Below are 16,831 nucleotides of genomic sequence, written 5' to 3'. Positions count from 1 at the left end.
GACTATAAAGGAGGTGAAACGTTATGCAAATTGCCGCTTCCGGATATTACGGAATGGGAAATTTCGGGGACGATCTGTTCCTTCATACCCTCCGCCAGGTTTTTGACAATCACCACGTCTACCCTTGGAATTCCCGGCTGGACCCGAATCAGACCGATGCGTTCATCATCGGTGGAGGCGATCTGATCACGCCTTACTCCTTCAACAACTATTATTTCCCTGAACAGCTCAAGGGAAGGCCTGTCTGGGTCTATGGCGTTGGCATTGTGGACGCTTACCCCGAGCACACCTGGCCGGAGGATCAGGTCTCCGCTTACCGGGATATGATCTCGGCGGCCCAGCGTGCGGTGTTCCGGGATGAGAGGTCCCAAGCGATCGCGCAGCGGGCTAGGTTTCACCGAAATGCCGAGGTCGCTCCGGATATCGTGTTCGGATACCGGCAGCCGGCCATTCCCGTAAAGCGTTTCTCGAGACGTCCGACGATCGGCGTGGTCGTATTCTCGTATTCTTCCTTCCCGATGGACAATATGACGAAGCTGCTTGCGCATTTGAACCAAAAGGGGTACCACTTGGCTCTCATACCGGTCATCCATCATCCGGGCAATGCCTATTCCGACTACAGCACATGCTTGCAGCTGCAGCAGAAGGTGAAGGAGCTGTCGCCGCACGCGTCGATCGAAACGCTTCCTTTTCTGATGGATATCGAGCTGACGTACAGCTTCATTCAATCCGTCGATTATTTGATCTCCTTCAAGCTTCACCCGTCCCTTGCGGCCCTTCGGGGAGGTAAGCCTGTCCTGGCCTTCAGCACGATGGGCAAAGTGCACAGTCTTCTGTGCTCTTTCGGGCTTGGGCAGTACGTGGTCGATTACCGGCAGCCGCTGGATGAATTGGTTGAACGCGCCGAGCGTTTTTTGAAATACGGGCCCGGCCACCTGGACTGCGCACTGCCGCTCATCCGGGACACCGAGCAACGAAGCCTGGCTTCCCTGCTCGAGCTAAAGTCTGACATTGAACAATTCAAACGATAACAGAAAGGAGAATGACCCATGTGCTGTTTCCTGTTCGGCAGACGACTTGCTGCCAAAGTAAAGGCGTTATCGCGCCAGGTTGAGCTTCTCAGCCGGCAAACCGAACACTTAACCGAACGGGTAGAATCGCTGGAGGACCAGGTTCGAACCGGGTTGATCATCATTCCGGAGCTGATTGAATATTTCGGAGCCCGGATCGGCCAGAGGGTACGTGTAGGCACGACCTTCGTTACCCTGGAAGGCGTCGTTCTGGCGACGGCCGACGACGGAGTCCAGCTCCGGGAGGCTTCTGGCGATCTCGTTCTGATTCCTTTTACCAATATTACGTCCGTGCAGTAACGTTTGCTCGAGAGAGACTGATTGGATTCACTGTTCATGATTTTGAAAAAGGAGGCGAACCCCTTATGCGTTTTGTAGATTGGCTCCAAGGCTTTATCGGATCCGAAACCGAGGTGGCGGTGTCCGGCGATATCATCGTCGGGACGTTAACCGCGGTCGAAGACAGCACCGTGACGTTAAAGGTGCCGCCGATCATTTATGGTCCTCCGACCGATACGGCGATCATTCCGCTCCGGTCGATCGAATTCGTACGCATCGTTTCGTCCTGATCGGGTTCCTGTAACTTAGACAGTAAAAGGAGGGGAGGCATGGCGCGCCCGCATGCCTTGCCAAATAATAAAGAGGCGGCCCTTAGGTCACAGACCTTGAGGCTCGCCTCTTTGTTATGCTTCACGATGTATTCCATAACGGATTAGCGAATACAGATCAATTCGAGTCCGCAGGGCCTTCTTCTTCTTTGATCAGCCCGGCGAACAGCGCATGCACGAACTGCTCGGAATCGAAGGTCTGCAGATCCTCCATCTTCTCCCCGAGGCCTACGAGCTTCACCGGCAGGTTCAGCTCCTGGCGGATGGCGATAACGATGCCGCCCTTTGCCGTTCCATCGAGCTTTGTGAGGACAAGTCCGGTTACGCCGCTCTTCTCGCCGAACAGCTTCGCCTGACTCAGCGCATTCTGGCCTGTCGTAGCATCCAGCACCATCAGCACTTCATGCGGCGCACTCGGAATTTCCCGCTGGATCACGCGGAAGATCTTGTTAAGCTCTTCCATCAGATTCGTTTTGTTCTGGAGGCGTCCAGCCGTATCGCAGAGCAGGACATCCGCTTGCCGCTGCTTGGCCGCTTGTACGGCGTCAAACATGACGGCCGCCGGGTCCGATCCCGCCTGCTGCTTGATGACTTCAACGCCAACCCGCTCGCCCCAAACCTCGAGCTGCTCGATCGCCCCTGCGCGGAAGGTATCTCCTGCCGCCAGCAGCACTTTTTTCCCTTGCTGCTTGTAGCGGTGTGCCAGCTTGCCGATCGTTGTGGTCTTGCCAACGCCGTTGACGCCGACAAACAGGATCACCGTAATGCCGTCCGGATTTTCGCGGAGCTCGTTGCTGCTGTCATCGCGAAGCAGCTCCATCAGCTTCTCGGACAATACCGGCTGCAAATCCGCCGCATCCTCGATCCGGCGCTTCTTGACCTCCGCCCGGAGGTCGTCCATCAGATCCATCACCGTATTGACGCCGACATCGGCACCGATCAGGATCTCCTCCAGCTCCTCATAGAACTCCTCGTCTATTTTTTTGCGCCGGGTTACAAGATCCGATACCTTCTCGATGAATCCCTTCCGCGTTTTTTCGAGTCCGTCGCGGAACTGCTTCGTTACATTCTCGGTCTTGCTCGAAATGCTCTCTTTCAATCTCTTAAAAAAGCTCATAGTTCCCTCCACACATGTTAAATGTTCTATCAGGCAATTTCCGCTTCTTCATTCTCCAGCTTGACGGACACGAGCTTCGATACGCCGCCTTCCTCCATCGTGACCCCGTACAGCACGTCCGCTTCTTCCATCGTTCCTTTACGGTGAGTGACCACGATAAACTGCGTCTGCTCGGAAAACTCGCGCAAATACTGGGCAAAGCGCACAACGTTCGCTTCATCCAGTGCCGCCTCGACCTCATCCAGCACGCAGAACGGCACCGGCTTCACATGCAGAATGGCGAATAGAAGCGCCATGGCGGTCAGCGCACGTTCTCCGCCTGACAGCAGCTGCAGATTTTGCAGCTTCTTGCCCGGCGGCTGCGCGACGATATCGATACCCGTCTCCAAGAGACGATCCGGATCGATCAGAACAAGGTCTGCGCGCCCGCCTCCGAACAGCTTCGTAAATACGGTTCCGAACTCGCGGCGAATCGCATCAAAGGTCTGCTTAAAGCGCCTTGACATCTCATCATCCATTTCTTTGATGACTTGATACAGCGTCGTTTTCGCCTCGACCAGGTCGGCCTTCTGTTCGCTGAGGAACTGATAGCGTTCATTGACGCGCTGGTATTCCTCAATCGCGCCGAGGTTCACGTCCCCGAGGCCAGCAATGGAGCGCTTCAAATCCCGCACTTCATGCTGCGCGGACGTCACGTCCTCCGGCACCGGGTAGCGCTGCTTGGCCAGCTCATAGCTGAGCTCGTAATCCTCGCTTAATTTCTTAAGTATATTCTCCAGCTCCACATCGAGCCGGTTAACTCCGATTTCGGTCTCGCGGAGCTTATCTTCCACCGCTTTCAGCTGGATGCGCTGCTCCTTTGTCTCGCTCTCCGCTAGCTCCAGCTTTCGGCCAAGAGCCGTGCGCGCCGCCCGCTTGAACTCGAGCTGCTGCGCCGCCTCTTCCTTCTTCAGCTTGTACTCGTTCAAATTCTCGATCTGCTTGACGCTTTCGCGCTCATTCTGCTCGAGGTCGGCTTGAACCGAGGCCAGCATCGTACGGTTCTGCTTTTGTTGTTTCTCATGATTATCGACATCGGATTGCAGCCGCTTCAGCTGCTCCTCCAATGAGAAGGTCTCCTGATCCAGCTTGCCCTCACGGACTTTGAGCAGCGTAAGCTGGCTCTGCAGCTCTTCCTTGGCCGACTCATTGGCCTTGCGGGCAAATTCCGCCGCTTGAATGGCCTGATGCGTCGCCTTCTCCTCTTCCTCCAGCTGCTGCAGGAGCTTCTCCGCGCGGGCTCTCGCCTCCTGAATCTGCTTCGCTTCCTGCTCCTGGCTGCTCTTCTCCTCGCCGGCAAGCTCTGCCTGCTCCAGCACGTGACGCAGCTCATGCTCCAGCTGCTTCCGGTCTCCAGCCGCCTGCTGCTCTTCAATGCGCTTGTCGTCCCCTGCTTTACGCAGCGAATCCAGCTTATCCTGAGATTCCAGCATTTGCGTTCGTACGCCTTCGATGCCTTGGCGAAGCTTGTCCAGCTGGCGCTCGGTTTCCGTAATCTCTTGATCCAGCTGCTCCAGCTGGCGTTTGCGGCCAAGCAGGCTGTTCGTTTTCTTATGATGGCTTCCGCCGGTCATCGAACCGCCCGCATTGACGACATCTCCTTCCAGCGTCACGACACGGAAGCGGTAGGAGAACCGCGCTGCAATCTTGTTGGCCTGCTCCAGCGTCTCGGCAATCACGACATTGCCGAGCAAGCTGCCGACGATGTTGCTGTAACGCGGATCGTACTGCACGAGCTCGGAGCCGAAGCCGACAAACCCTGGCTCCCCTTCGGCCAGCGACCGGTCCGATCCGGAGACATTCCGCGGCCGGATGACGTCCAGCGGCAGAAATGTCGCCCGTCCTAGCTGCCGCTGCTTCAGGAAGGAGATCGCCTGCCGCGATACCGCTTCGTTATCCATAACGATATGCTGTACCGATGCTCCGAGCGCCGTTTCCATGGCCAGCTCCAGCCTTTCCGGCACGCGGATCAGCTCCGCCACCGCCCCATGGACACCCTGGAGCACCGATTTGCGCGATGCCTTCAGCACTTCCTTAACGCCCAGCATGAAGCCGTCAAAGTCATCCTGCAGCTCTTTCATGGTATCCCTGCGGGCAATTTGAGCTTCCCGCTTCTGCTCCCATTTCCGTAGCGCGCCCTGCGTCTCATCGAGCAGCTTCTGCAGCGACTGGTAACGCTCGCTCTCGCTGATGTACCCGCTGCGCAGATCGGCGATTTCCTTACCGAAGCGTTCGATGCTGCGGTCGATGCTCTCCTTGCGGCGAAGCAGATCCTCTTTCAAGGCCTCCCATTTGCCGGATTCCTCCTGTGCGCGATTCATCCGGCGCTCCAGCGCTTCCTGCTGTTGATCCGCATAACGGATTTCATTGCGCGCTTGGGCCATCCGGTTCATCAGCTCGAGCAAATTGCCTTTCAGGCTCTCCTCCTGCTCCTGGCTGATCCCGCCGGTGACGCCGACCAGCTTGGCTTCTTCCGCCGAGAGCTGATCCCGAACCTGAATCAGTTCCTGCTTCAGCTCCGACAGCTTGCTCTTCATGCGTTCAAGCTCTCCTACCCGCTCGGCAAGATGGGTATCGCCCGAATGGAGGCTGTCCTCCAGCTGCTCCCGCGTGCGCTCCAGATTCCGGCGGCGCTCCTTGAGCACTTCCCCGTACCCCTCGCTCTTCTCGAACAGCTCGCTGTATTGCAGAAGCTGGCTCTGGATGTCCTCCACTTCCTGCTCCAGCTGCCGCAGCGCCGATCGGTCGCTCTCCAGCTTGGCATCATGCGCGGAAACGACCGTTGACAGGGCAAGCTGCTCTTCCTTCAGCTGCTCGAGCTTTGCATTCGCTTCGCTCCATGCGTTATGAATCTGCTCAATTTGGTATACGTACAGCGATATTTCCTTATGCTTCAGCTCCTCGCGGAGCTCCTTGTAACGGACCGCTTTCTCGGACTGCTCCTTCAGCGGTCCGATCTGATCCTCAAGCTCTGTGACAAGATCGTGGATGCGGAGCAGGTTCTGCTCCGTCTCATCCAGCTTGCGCACGGATTCTTTTTTGCGCGATTTATATTTAACAATACCGGAAGCTTCCTCAAATATGCCCCTGCGGTCTTCCGATCTTGTGCTTAAGATCTCTTCGATACGCCCCTGTCCAATGATGGAATAGGCTTCCTTGCCGATCCCCGTGTCCATGAACAGCTCCGTAATATCCTTGAGCCTGCAGGACTGCCTGTTGATGAAATATTCGCTGTCGCCGCTTCGGTGCACCCGTCTGGTCACCGTTACCTCGTGAAAATCAAGCGGAAGCACATGATCCTCATTGTCGAGCGTAAGCGATACTTCGCCATAGTTGACCGCCTTACGCGCATCGCTGCCGGCAAAAATAATGTCCTCCATCTTCCCGCCGCGAAGCGATTTGGCGCTCTGCTCCCCAAGGACCCAGCGGATCCCGTCGGAGATGTTGCTCTTGCCGCTGCCATTCGGACCTACGACAGCCGTAATGCCGCGCACGAATTCCATCTCCGTTTTATCGGCAAACGACTTAAATCCTGCTAGCTCAATCCGTTTCAAAAACATATACGACCCATCACCTCTTTACGCTATTGTACCACAAGCAGAATCGGCTTTTCCGCTGTCTATGGACGGAGTTTTTCTTCCGAAAAAAGTCGACTCTCCTATCAGGATAGCTGGACAACGAAAAGAGCAAAAAACAGTCATTTCATCCGGATCCGGTTATCTGCCTGACTGCTCTTTGCTCTTTGTTTGTCCTATTCCTAAAGCGAAGCATCAGCCGTCCGAGCGCTTCAGCTGCTTGAGCGCTACCGCCGCCGCTTGCTGCTCGGCTTCCTTCTTGGATCTTCCGCTTCCGCGTCCAAGACATTTGCTTCCCATGTATACCTCTGAGACAAACTCCCGCTCATGTGCCGGTCCACGCTCCTCGACGATGCGATATTCCAGCGCACCCATGCTGTGATGCTGCGTCAGTTCTTGAAGCTCGGTCTTATAATCGCTCATCTGCGGACGGCCATTGACGGTGATTGAAGGAAATACATGATCGTGCAAAAATTGACGCACCGCCTCCAGTCCTTGATCCAGATAAAGCGCCCCCACAAACGATTCGAATACATCAGCCAGAAGAGCCGGGCGGGTACGTCCGCCCGTCATTTCCTCTCCCTTGCCGAGCAATACGTACCGTCCGAAATCCAGACGCAGGGCGAACTGCACAAGCGAAGGCTCGCATACGATGGAAGCCCGAAGCTTGGTCAGCTCTCCTTCCGGCCGGTCCGGAAACAGATTGTATAGAAACTCGCTGACGGTCAGCTCCAGAACCGCATCGCCCAAAAATTCGAGGCGTTCATTGTCCTGGTTCTGACTGAAGCGGTGTTCGTTTACATAAGATGCGTGGGTAAAGGCCTGCTTCAGCAGCATTGCATTTCGAAATTGAATATGGAGTTTATGCTGTAACTGCTTCAGATCTCCACTCAACACACTATCTCCTTACTCGGCGTATTTTTTCAGGATAATCGTTGCATTATGACCGCCGAACCCGAAGGAGTTGGACATGACGACGTCCAGATCGGCTTCGCGCGGATGATTTGGTACATAGTCGAGATCGCATTCTGGATCCTGATTCTCCAGATTGATCGTCGGCGCGATGCGCTGATGCTTCAGGCTCAGACCGCAAATAACCGCCTCAACCCCGCCGGCGGCTCCCAGCAGATGACCTGTCATCGATTTAGTGGAGCTTACCGCCACTTTATACGCATGATCGCCGAGCGCAAGCTTGACGGCTTGGGTCTCGGACCGGTCACCGACCGGCGTCGACGTGCCGTGGGCATTAATGTAATCCACTTCCTCCGGCGAGATGCCCGCGTCGCGGATCGCCATCTTCATGCAGCGTGCCGCTCCGTCAGGATCAGGCTCGGTAATGTGGTGAGCGTCTGCGCTAAGGCCGTAGCCAATGACCTCGGCATAGATTTTCGCTCCGCGCGCCTGAGCATGCTCCAGCGATTCGAGCACAAGCACTCCGGCGCCTTCACCCATGACAAATCCGTCGCGGCCCGTATCAAACGGCCGGCTTGCCTTCTCCGGCTCATCGTTGCGGGTCGACATCGCGCGCATCGCGCAGAAGCCCGCCATGCCGGTCGGACGGATCGTAGCCTCAGCTCCGCCGCAAATCATGACATCCGCATCGCCGCGCTGGATCAAACGGAACGAATCCCCGATCGAGTGCGTCCCGGTTGCGCAAGCCGTAACCTGTGTCGTATTCGGGCCTTTGGCTCCAAGGTTAATGGACATTTGACCGGAAGCCATGTTCGCGATCATCATCGGAATGAAGAACGGGCTGACGCGCTTCGGTCCCTTTTCAAGCAAAATGTTATGCTGGTCTTCCCAAGTACCGAGACCGCCGATGCCCGATCCGATCGACACGCCGACACGCTCTGCATCAACATTGCTTCCGATCTCGAGCCCGCTGTCCTCCAGCGCCTTCGAGCCTGCAGCAACGGCGAACTGTACGAAACGGTCCATTTTGCGGGCTTCCTTCCGGTCCATGTAATCCTCCGGATTGAAGTCCTTCATCGACGCTGCAATCTGCGTGGTGTATTCACTGACATCAAAGGATTCAATGCGGGATACACCCGATTTTCCTTCCATCAGGCTGTTCCAAAATGTGTCCAAGTCCTGACCGAGAGCTGTCATGACTCCCATTCCTGTTACAACGACTCTACGTTTCATCAAGCTCACCTCTATATGGACTGCTTGTCCCTCCCCTTCATCCGGTCAAGGATTCAACGAGAAGGGACATCGCAGCAATAATCTATCATTGGTTGCATGAATACGGCGATTGAATGAGGAGAAGTCCCGCCTGGCTAAAGAACGGGACTTAACTTTATGACTTAGGTATGAGATTGTATGTAGTTTACAACTTCACCTACGGTCGTAATTTTCTCCGCATCTTCATCAGAGATCTCCATATCAAACTCATCTTCCAATTCCATCACCAATTCCACTACATCGAGAGAATCAGCTCCAAGGTCATCTTTGAAAGATGCTTCTAGTGTCACGTCGGCTTCGTCAACACCCAGGCGGTCGACAACGATGCGTTTCACGCGTTCCAATACATCGGACATCCGGCTCACCTCCTCTTGGTAATTATACGAGATATGACTTCAAATTGCCATAGAAGGCATTTGAAAACGTTATAGTTTCGACGCCCTAGGCGTCTAGGCTGCGAAAGCGGCTTCTACATGTACATGCCGCCATCCACATGAAGCACCTGGCCGGTCATATAAGAGGCGCTTTCGGATGCCAGAAAAGCAACAACTCCGGCAACCTCCTCCGGCTGACCCAGCCGGGCAAGCGGAATGCCGCCAAGCAGCCCCTCTCTCATATCCTCAGACAGCTCCCGCGTCATGTCGGTATCGATAAAGCCCGGTGCCACTGCATTCACGGTAATGCCCCGTGATGCCAATTCGCGGGCGGCCGACTTCGTCAAACCGATGACGCCGGCCTTCGCGGCCACATAGTTGGCCTGGCCCGGATTGCCGAGCGCTCCGACGACGGAGGAAATATTGATGATCCGACCGTAGCGCTGCTTCATCATCGGACGGGTTACCGCCTTCAGGCAGTTGAACACCCCTTTAAGATTCGTCTCAATCACCTGATCGAATTCCTCTTCCTTCATGCGCATGATTAAATTATCTCTAGTAATCCCTGCATTATTCACAAGGATATCTATTCGACCAAATGCATCCAATACCTGCTTCACCATGGCATCCGCTTCATCAGCCCGTCCAACGTTGGATTGAATCGCGATGGCTGATACGCCTTTCGCGCGGACCGCTTCCACGACTTCCGCAGCGGCAGCTTCACTCCCTGCATAATTGACAGCGACGTTAGCGCCAAGATCGGCGAGCGCAAGCGCGATGCTGCGGCCGATGCCGCGGGAAGCACCCGTAACAAGCGCAGTCTGCCCCTTCAGTCCCTCATTCATACCTGTACCTCCTTTCAAAAAGGATCTCTCTTCATTCGAATTCACATCAAGGATTCGAGTTTTTCAGCGTTCTCCAGGCTGTTCACATTAACCACCTTGACGGATTTGTCAATCTTTCGGATGAGTCCGCTAAGCACGCTGCCCGGACCAATCTCGACAAAAGTATCGACGCCTTGCGCGATCATCCATTCAACGCTGTCCTGCCACAATACCGGAGAGTATACCTGCTCGACCAGCAGACCGCGGATCTCCGAAGCATCCTCCACCGGACGGGCCGTCACGTTCGCCACAACCGGCACGGCTGGAGAATGGAAGGTCGCTGTCTCCAGCTTGTCTCCAAGCCGGCTGGCTGCATCCTTCATCAGCGAGGAATGGAAGGGCCCGCTTACTTCAAGCGGAATGGCGCGTTTGCCGCCTGCTTCCTTCACTCGTTCCGCCGCGGCAGCGACGCCCTCGGCGGAGCCGGAAATAACGATCTGCCCCGGGCAGTTCATATTCGCAAGCTCAACCACATGCCCGTCGGCCGTAATGCTGCTGCACAGCTCGGCCAGCGCCTGACGTTCGGCGCCTAGCACAGCCGCCATGGAGCCTTGCCCGCCCGGAACGGCCGCCTCCATATATTCACCGCGCGCCCTTACGATCGAAACCGCTTCTTCGAATGTCAGGACGCCGGCGCATACAAGCGCGCTGTATTCGCCCAGGGAATGGCCTGCGACAAAGTCGGGCTTAATCCCTTTGCCGCGAATCGCTTCCAGATAGGCCATGCTCGTCGTCAGAAGAGCCGGCTGCGTATTCGCCGTTTGCTTAAGCTCTTCATCAGGCCCGTTGAAAATAATGGAGCTGAGCGAAAAACCCAGCTTGTCATCCGCAGTTTGAAAAATGTCCCGTGCAGAGGGGACCGCGTTGAATGCATCCTGTCCCATCCCCACGGACTGGGCGCCCTGCCCCGGAAATATAAATGCTGTTTTCCCCACAATCGTCGGCTCCCTTCATGCGCGAAGATCCATTCGCGCTAAATGTGCGATGTCACCAGATGAGTACGGACGAGCCCCAGGTTAATCCGCCGCCAAAGCCTACCATGAGCACTTTATCGCCTGGCTTCAACCGGCCGGACTCCTGTGCTTCGACTAGAGCCAGGGGCACGGATGCGGCTGACGTATTCGCATACTTGTCGACATTGATGACAACCTTTTCTTCAGGAAGCTCAAGCCGTTCCATCGCCGATTTGATAATCCGGATATTCGCCTGATGCGGAATGAATAAGTCGATGTCCTTCTTATCGATCCCCGCCTTGGCCAATACGGCCTCCGTTGCGCTTCCCATGACCCGTACCGCAAATTTAAACACTTCGCGTCCGTTCATATAAATGTAATGTTTATTCGTATTTACCGTCTCCGCCGATGCCGGCAGTCTTGAACCTCCAGCCTCGATGTACAGATGCGCGCCGCCTGCGCCTTCGGCGCCAAGATCAAAGGCTTGGAACCCTCGGCCTTCCGGCACTTCTCCGACAATCGCTGCGCCGGCTCCGTCGCCGAACAGCACGCAGGTGTTCCGATCGCTGTAATCCGTGATTCGCGACAGGCAGTCTACACCGATCACCAAGGCATTGTTGTACATGCCCGTTTTCACGAAATTCGTGGCAGTAGCCAGTCCGTATACAAATCCGGAGCAGGCTGCCGAAAGGTCAAATGCCGCCGCCTTCTTGGCGCCTAAACGATCCTGCAGCAGGCAGGCCGTTGACGGGAAGAACATGTCGGGAGTAATGGTAGCCACGATAATCAGCTCCAGATCCTCCGCATGCATGCCCGCCGATTTCAGGGCGTTCACGGCAGCATGATAGGCCAGATCCGATGTTGCCTCATGCTCGGCTGCAACATGACGCTCCTTGATGCCGGTACGGGAGACGATCCACTCATCGCTCGTATCCACCATCTTCTCCAGATCCTGGTTAGTTAAAATCTTCTCCGGCACATATTTGCCGGTGCCAATAATTCCGACCGGACGCAACTTGTTCATATCCTCACTCACTTCCCGCTGATTTCCTTCGAAATGCTCTCTACCAACTGATTCTGCAAAGCTGTGCGCGCCTGGCGGATCCCGTTCTTCACCGCGTTCGCATCCGATGAGCCATGGCTCTTCACAACGAGGCCGCCAAGACCGAGAAGCGGAGCCCCGCCGTGCTCCTTGTAATCCAGCATCGACTTCAAGCTGCGCAGCTCCGGCATCATGAGCGCGGCGGCGAGCTTGGTTTTGAGCGATTTGCCGAACTGCTCCTTGAGCAGCGAGAACAGCGCGCCGGCCGTTCCTTCAATGGATTTAAGCAATATGTTGCCGGCAAAACCGTCGCACACCAGCACATCGCATACGCCGTTCATCACATCACGCGATTCCACGTTGCCGACAAAATGGATCGGCAGCTCCTCAAGCAAAGGGTACGCGTGCTTCGTCAGCTCGTTTCCTTTGCCGGCCTCCGTCCCGACGTTGAGCAATCCGACGCGGGGCTTGGCGATTCCATGCACCTTCTCGCGGTATAGGCTGCCCATTAGCGCGTACTGCTGCAAATGCTCGGGCTTCGAATCCATGTTCGCGCCAAGATCCAGCGCAAGCATTCCCTTGCCGTCAAGCGTCGGAATCATGGGTGCCAGCGCCGGGCGCTCGATTCCGTTCATCCGGCCGACGACGAGCAGCCCCGTTGTCATCAAGGCGCCCGTGTTGCCCGCGGAGATCATGGCGTCTGCCTCCCCTTCGCGGATCATTCGTCCCGCAACGACCATCGAGGCATCCTTCTTCCGGCGCACAGCCTTCACGGGCTCATCCTCCGCCTCGATGACCTCACTGGCATGGACGATCTTCAGATTGGAGGGACGCTCCTGCAGCAGACCTTCGATCCGCGCCTGATCGCCAACGAGGATAACCTCCGTATCCGTCCATTCCTTCGCCGCGAGCAGCGCGCCTTCCACATTGCTGTTCGGCGCATGGTCACCGCCCATCGCATCAACGACAATTCTCATGCCTATTTCCTCCTTCACTTATGTCATTCCCCTGCAGATCGGTATATTACGAAATTCCCCTGGAACACCATTTCATCGGAGACATAAGTAAACACTTCCACCTTCGCCTTCTGCCCCGCAATGTTCCGGACATAAGCCTTGGCTATGCATTTCTCCCCGAGCTTAACCTGTCTCAAAAATCGGATGTCCGCCGAGGAAGTCAGTGCGATTTCGTCGTTTATTACTGCCACAGCAAGTGAATTGGCCTGAGCGAACACATAGTGTCCGCGCGCAATCCGGGTTTTGCTGAATACATGCTCCTCACGAATTTCGAATATTGATATTCCGCTCTTGTCTAATTGCAAGTCAACAACGTCTCCGATGACTTCCTCAAGCGACAACGAGCGAACCTGATCGTAGGAATGCTCGGCCATCTGCTTCATTCGCTCCCGAAGCTCCGGGATGCCGAGTTCCATCCGGTCCAGGCGAATCGTCTGAATGCTGACTTTAAGCTGGCGCGTCAACTCGCGGTCCGTAACAAAGGGATTCTCGTCGATCAGCTGGACCAGCCGCTTGTGACGGTCTTTCTTAGATAAACGATCGATGACGAAACAACTCCTTCTGCCGCTATTATAGCCGCCATACTTCAAACCTATATGTAAATTAGTCGCAAATATTAGAACCTGGTACTAATGTTAAGTATAAATGATGTCACGTTAAAAAGAAAGAGGACCGGGACAAAAAAAATAGCACCTCACCAGAGATGAAGTACTACTTATGAAAAGACTATTGTTTGATGATCTCTCTTGCCTTATACGTTCCGCATACTTTACATACGCGATGAGCAAGCTTCAGTTCTCCGCATTGCTCGCATTTCACCATGCCCGGCACAGCCAGCTTAAAGTGAGTACGACGCTTGTCACGACGTGTTTTGGACGTTCTACGTTGAGGTACTGCCATGTTCCCACCTCCTTATCGGTTCAACCCGCTTTCACGGGTATCCTATCCATCATCATTTAAAGAAGTCCTTTAGCCCGGCCAATCTCGGATCAATTACTTCCGTGTCGCAATCGCAGGCGCCTTCATTAAGATCTTTGCCGCAATTGTGGCAAAGTCCCTTGCAGTCGTCCCTGCATACCGGAGCTAGCGGCAGTTGAAGAAGAAATGCTTCCTCCACATATGGAGCGAGATCCACACTCTCGCCTTGCACATATGTCGTGTCGTCATCTTCGTCCTGAATGGATTCAGGATTCTCCACCTGCTGGAATACTTCATGAAAAGGGATGTGCAGATGTTCGTTGACCGGCTTCAAGCAGCGGGAGCATTTCATCTCCAGCTCAGCTTCCAAGCTTCCCCGAACGTCTACCGAGCCTGCAACGGACGGAACTGCCTTCAAATCCACTTGCAGCGGCTGAACGGCGACGATATCCTTCCGACCCTTTACGGCATTCGTAACATCCACGGTTTGATGGAACTGTAACGGTTGATCGCTGGTTGTCAATTTACGAAATTGAATAAGCATATCCATCACTCCAAACAAACAAAGATTATTATACCGATTCAGCCGGAGTTTTGTCAACAGGATTACCTTTAAGAACCTTGCGGATATCCTTTTTTTGCGCCGCGGCAGGCACTGCATGCAACGCCGCTTACGCATGCGTTTATTCTTGCAGTTTCGGCATCGAATTATGTTATATTCTTAAGCAAGGAGTTGAAGTACAGTGAAAACGGTTGGAATCGTGGTTGAATATAACCCCTTACATAACGGCCATGAGCTGCATTTTCATAAATCCAAAAAAATCACGCGCGCGGATGCGGTAGTCGCCGTCATGAGCGGTCCGTTCCTCCAGCGCGGCGAGCCCGCCATTGCCAGCAAGCGCGCCCGAACGGAAATGGCGCTTGCCATGGGGGTCGACCTCGTGCTCGAGCTGCCGGTCACCTATGCGGTGCAGCCGGCGGAATGGTTCGCATACGGCGCCGTCGCCACCCTTCATGCAACAGGCGTCGTGGACTGCCTGTCATTCGGATCGGAGAGCGGTACGCTGGAGCAGCTTCTCCCTCTCTCCCGCATCCTCGCCAGGGAACCGGACAGACTTCGCGCGGAGCTTGACCAGCGCCTTGCGGAAGGGCTAAGCTTCCCGTCCGCCTACGGCGCCGCGGCTGCCGCCGCCTTTGGCGTTTCCGAAGAAGACGCTGCCGGGCTGCGGGAACTGCTTACGAAGCCGAATAATTCCTTAGGGCTGCATTACCTGATCGCGCTTCACCGGTTAGGGAGCTCCATAGAGCCCTTCACCATCTCCAGGGAAAGCGCCCAGTATCATGACCCCGAGCCAGGGACCGGATCCATCGCCAGCGCAACGGCGGTCCGCAGGATCATTGCCAACCAAGGCATTGAAGCGGCTGCTCCGTATATTCCCGAATATACGCTGCGGATCCTGGAACGCGAAATCCGATCGGGCAGAGCCCCGATGAACTGGGACAGGTTCCGCCAGCCGCTGTTCCAGACCTTGCTCACATCTCCCCCGGCCCAGCTTGCGCAGTGTCTGGAAGTGACCGAAGGGCTTGAGTATCGAATCCGCCGAATGCTCCCCAAGCTCGATAACAGCTCCGTGGATGCGCTGCTGGATTCGCTCAAGACCAAACGATACACCCGTACCAAGCTGCAGCGCATGCTGGTGCATATTATGCTGAACCACCAGAAAGCCGGGATGAATCCCGGCGAGCTTGTCCGTGGCCCGGGCTATATCCGTGTGCTTGGGTTCAATGAGACTGGAAAAAAACTGCTGAGAACGATGAGGAAGACCGCTTCCCTTCCGGTCGTCATTAAACCGGCCTCGCTGGATCATCCCCAGCTTACGCGCGACCTTCAAGCAGCCGCCGTGTACGCCAACGCCTACCCGAATGCGGACGCCCGCGACCTCTACCATGACTATCGGCTGCCGCCCCTTACTCTTTAGGCGGCAGCTGCTCCAGATAGTCCAGCGCATCCTGCAGGCGCTCGACTTGTACAAGCTTCATGTCCGTTCCGATCCGGTCGGCCCGCTTCTTGGCTTCCTCGTAGTTCTTCGTCGGCACGAAGAAGATTTCGGCTCCCTCCCTGTCGGCCGCAACAATTTTGTGCTTCACGCCGCCGATGGGACCAACCTTGCCCGACTTGTCGATCGTGCCCGTTCCGGCGATCCGGTAGCCCTTGCTCAAATCGCCCGGCGTGAGCTGATTGTAAATTTCCAGCGTGAAGATCAATCCGGCCGAAGGTCCCCCGATGTTGGTATCCGCAAAGTTGATCACGTAATCCGGGTTGCTCGGCGCAACCTTCTGCATGGTGGCGATCATGACCCCAAGACCCGGGCGCTCCGCTCCCGTCTTTTCGTCCTTGATGCTGACGAGAGACACATCCTCCTTCAAGGTTTTACCTCCACGCTCCAGCTCCACCGACACCTTGTCTCCGACTTGCTTGCCGCTTAACAATGCGGCGATTTTCTCGTTGTCCTTCGCAGGCTGTCCGTCAATCCGGATCAGTTTGTCTCCCGGCCGAAAATGATCCGCATTGGCGGAATCGTCAGGGATCGACATCACGAACACGTAGGCCGGCTCAATGGCATATTCAACGCCGGCTGCCTGATAGGCAGCCTCCATAGCGGACGATTGGGAGGAGTTCATGTAATAGACCTGGGTGGCCGCGTATTCCTCCTTGCTCTGATCCCCCATCTTTTCAGCCTTTTGCACAACCTCGGCATTCGGATTGAACGTCGACATCATCAGCAAGGCAAGGTTCGCATAACTGGCCGATACGGTCGTCATCATGAACGTCCCCTCTTCCTCGGGATCGCTCTTCTCGACGCGGATCATCGGCCGCACCTCCTCGGCGCTGCCCGGCTGATAAATCAAATAAGGTGTCGGCATGTACACGACCAGGTACACCATTAATCCAACCATCAATAAATACAGTATAATTCTTGAGCCATTCGGTTTAACAGTCTTCTTCATCGCATTCTCCCTCGCCTTCTAAATCCGGGCCTCGCGCCAAGA

Annotated in this window: 16 protein-coding genes and 1 pseudogene; 4 read left to right on the top strand and 13 right to left on the bottom strand. The window is 55.5% G+C overall.

The window, feature by feature from the left end; translation table 11 throughout:
• Positions 1–23: 23 nt before the first annotated feature.
• The 3 genes from NSQ46_RS10920 to NSQ46_RS10910 all read left to right on the top strand — a co-directional run bounded on the left by NSQ46_RS10920 (position 24) and on the right by NSQ46_RS10910 (position 1,639).
• Positions 24–1,031 (top strand): polysaccharide pyruvyl transferase family protein, encoded by a 1,008-nt coding sequence (locus tag NSQ46_RS10920; RefSeq protein ID WP_007132108.1) that lies wholly within the window; start codon positions 24–26, stop codon positions 1,029–1,031.
• Between the two features lie 18 nt (positions 1,032–1,049).
• Positions 1,050–1,370, top strand: a complete 321-nt coding sequence (locus NSQ46_RS10915) for a hypothetical protein (RefSeq protein ID WP_007132109.1) — start codon at positions 1,050–1,052, stop codon at positions 1,368–1,370.
• A 65-nt stretch (positions 1,371–1,435) separates the two neighbouring features.
• On the top strand, positions 1,436–1,639 hold the full coding sequence (locus NSQ46_RS10910; protein ID WP_007132110.1) for a hypothetical protein: 204 nt from the start codon (positions 1,436–1,438) through the stop codon (positions 1,637–1,639).
• 157 nt (positions 1,640–1,796) lie between these two features.
• On the opposite strand, the gene ftsY is transcribed toward NSQ46_RS10910, so the two are convergent.
• The 12 genes and pseudogenes from ftsY to NSQ46_RS10850 all read right to left on the bottom strand — a co-directional run bounded on the left by ftsY (position 1,797) and on the right by NSQ46_RS10850 (position 14,324).
• Positions 1,797–2,795, bottom strand: a complete 999-nt coding sequence (gene ftsY, locus NSQ46_RS10905) for a signal recognition particle-docking protein FtsY (protein ID WP_007132112.1) — start codon at positions 2,793–2,795, stop codon at positions 1,797–1,799.
• A 29-nt stretch (positions 2,796–2,824) separates the two neighbouring features.
• Positions 2,825–6,394 carry a chromosome segregation protein SMC gene (smc, locus tag NSQ46_RS10900; protein ID WP_007132113.1) on the bottom strand — a complete coding sequence of 1,190 codons (3,570 nt, stop codon included), beginning with the start codon at positions 6,392–6,394 and terminating at the stop codon, positions 2,825–2,827.
• 210 nt (positions 6,395–6,604) lie between these two features.
• Entirely contained in the window at positions 6,605–7,303 is a 699-nt protein-coding gene (gene rnc, locus NSQ46_RS10895) for a ribonuclease III (RefSeq protein WP_028406687.1), read from the bottom strand.
• A 12-nt stretch (positions 7,304–7,315) separates the two neighbouring features.
• Positions 7,316–8,554, bottom strand: a complete 1,239-nt coding sequence (gene fabF, locus NSQ46_RS10890; RefSeq protein WP_007132115.1) for a beta-ketoacyl-ACP synthase II — start codon at positions 8,552–8,554, stop codon at positions 7,316–7,318.
• 161 nt (positions 8,555–8,715) lie between these two features.
• Positions 8,716–8,949 (bottom strand): acyl carrier protein, encoded by a 234-nt coding sequence (acpP, locus tag NSQ46_RS10885; RefSeq protein ID WP_007132116.1) that lies wholly within the window; start codon positions 8,947–8,949, stop codon positions 8,716–8,718.
• 113 nt (positions 8,950–9,062) lie between these two features.
• A complete protein-coding gene (gene fabG, locus NSQ46_RS10880) occupies positions 9,063–9,812 on the bottom strand; it encodes a 3-oxoacyl-[acyl-carrier-protein] reductase (RefSeq protein ID WP_007132117.1) in 750 nt (249 codons plus the stop codon).
• 41 nt (positions 9,813–9,853) lie between these two features.
• Entirely contained in the window at positions 9,854–10,786 is a 933-nt protein-coding gene (fabD, locus tag NSQ46_RS10875) for an ACP S-malonyltransferase (RefSeq protein ID WP_007132118.1), read from the bottom strand.
• A 52-nt stretch (positions 10,787–10,838) separates the two neighbouring features.
• Positions 10,839–11,828 (bottom strand): beta-ketoacyl-ACP synthase III, encoded by a 990-nt coding sequence (locus tag NSQ46_RS10870; RefSeq protein ID WP_007132119.1) that lies wholly within the window; start codon positions 11,826–11,828, stop codon positions 10,839–10,841.
• Between the two features lie 8 nt (positions 11,829–11,836).
• The gene (gene plsX / locus NSQ46_RS10865) at positions 11,837–12,823 is read right to left on the bottom strand and encodes a phosphate acyltransferase PlsX (protein ID WP_007132120.1); all 987 of its coding nucleotides are present in this window, start codon (positions 12,821–12,823) and stop codon (positions 11,837–11,839) included.
• Positions 12,807–13,407 (bottom strand): annotated as a pseudogene (fapR, locus tag NSQ46_RS10860) (transcription factor FapR). The gene plsX and the pseudogene fapR overlap by 17 nt, the downstream one beginning before the upstream one ends.
• A 181-nt stretch (positions 13,408–13,588) precedes the next feature.
• Positions 13,589–13,762 carry a 50S ribosomal protein L32 gene (gene rpmF, locus NSQ46_RS10855; RefSeq protein WP_006211382.1) on the bottom strand — a complete coding sequence of 58 codons (174 nt, stop codon included), beginning with the start codon at positions 13,760–13,762 and terminating at the stop codon, positions 13,589–13,591.
• Positions 13,763–13,814: 52 nt separating this feature from the next.
• Complete coding sequence (locus tag NSQ46_RS10850; RefSeq protein ID WP_007132122.1) at positions 13,815–14,324, bottom strand: DUF177 domain-containing protein; 510 nt, start codon at positions 14,322–14,324, stop codon at positions 13,815–13,817.
• A 199-nt stretch (positions 14,325–14,523) separates the two neighbouring features.
• Here NSQ46_RS10850 and NSQ46_RS10845 point away from each other — a divergent pair, with 199 nt between their 5' ends.
• Complete coding sequence (locus NSQ46_RS10845; RefSeq protein ID WP_007132123.1) at positions 14,524–15,759, top strand: nucleotidyltransferase; 1,236 nt, start codon at positions 14,524–14,526, stop codon at positions 15,757–15,759.
• Here the strand turns inward: NSQ46_RS10845 and NSQ46_RS10840 are convergent.
• Positions 15,749–16,789 carry a SepM family pheromone-processing serine protease gene (locus NSQ46_RS10840; protein WP_007132124.1) on the bottom strand — a complete coding sequence of 347 codons (1,041 nt, stop codon included), beginning with the start codon at positions 16,787–16,789 and terminating at the stop codon, positions 15,749–15,751. The two genes, NSQ46_RS10845 and NSQ46_RS10840, sit on opposite strands and share 11 nt — an antisense overlap.
• Positions 16,790–16,831 lie beyond the last annotated feature (42 nt).

The organism is Paenibacillus sp. FSL M8-0142, from assembly GCF_038597315.1.
Taxonomy (GTDB): Bacteria; Bacillota; Bacilli; order Paenibacillales; family Paenibacillaceae; genus Paenibacillus_AQ; species Paenibacillus_AQ lactis.
Note: the sequence above shows the minus strand (reverse complement) of the source record. Positions and strands in the feature narration are given on the sequence as shown.

Coding starts and splice junctions, on each gene's coding strand:
- NSQ46_RS10920 (WP_007132108.1), top strand. CDS start 24: ATGCAAATTGCCGCTTCCGGATATTACGGAATGGGAAATTTCGGGGAC.
- NSQ46_RS10915 (WP_007132109.1), top strand. CDS start 1,050: ATGTGCTGTTTCCTGTTCGGCAGACGACTTGCTGCCAAAGTAAAGGCG.
- NSQ46_RS10910 (WP_007132110.1), top strand. CDS start 1,436: ATGCGTTTTGTAGATTGGCTCCAAGGCTTTATCGGATCCGAAACCGAG.
- ftsY (WP_007132112.1), bottom strand. CDS start 2,795: ATGAGCTTTTTTAAGAGATTGAAAGAGAGCATTTCGAGCAAGACCGAG.
- smc (WP_007132113.1), bottom strand. CDS start 6,394: ATGTTTTTGAAACGGATTGAGCTAGCAGGATTTAAGTCGTTTGCCGAT.
- fabF (WP_007132115.1), bottom strand. CDS start 8,554: ATGAAACGTAGAGTCGTTGTAACAGGAATGGGAGTCATGACAGCTCTC.
- acpP (WP_007132116.1), bottom strand. CDS start 8,949: ATGTCCGATGTATTGGAACGCGTGAAACGCATCGTTGTCGACCGCCTG.
- fabG (WP_007132117.1), bottom strand. CDS start 9,812: ATGAATGAGGGACTGAAGGGGCAGACTGCGCTTGTTACGGGTGCTTCC.
- NSQ46_RS10870 (WP_007132119.1), bottom strand. CDS start 11,828: ATGAACAAGTTGCGTCCGGTCGGAATTATTGGCACCGGCAAATATGTG.
- plsX (WP_007132120.1), bottom strand. CDS start 12,823: ATGAGAATTGTCGTTGATGCGATGGGCGGTGACCATGCGCCGAACAGC.
- rpmF (WP_006211382.1), bottom strand. CDS start 13,762: ATGGCAGTACCTCAACGTAGAACGTCCAAAACACGTCGTGACAAGCGT.
- NSQ46_RS10850 (WP_007132122.1), bottom strand. CDS start 14,324: ATGCTTATTCAATTTCGTAAATTGACAACCAGCGATCAACCGTTACAG.
- NSQ46_RS10840 (WP_007132124.1), bottom strand. CDS start 16,789: ATGAAGAAGACTGTTAAACCGAATGGCTCAAGAATTATACTGTATTTA.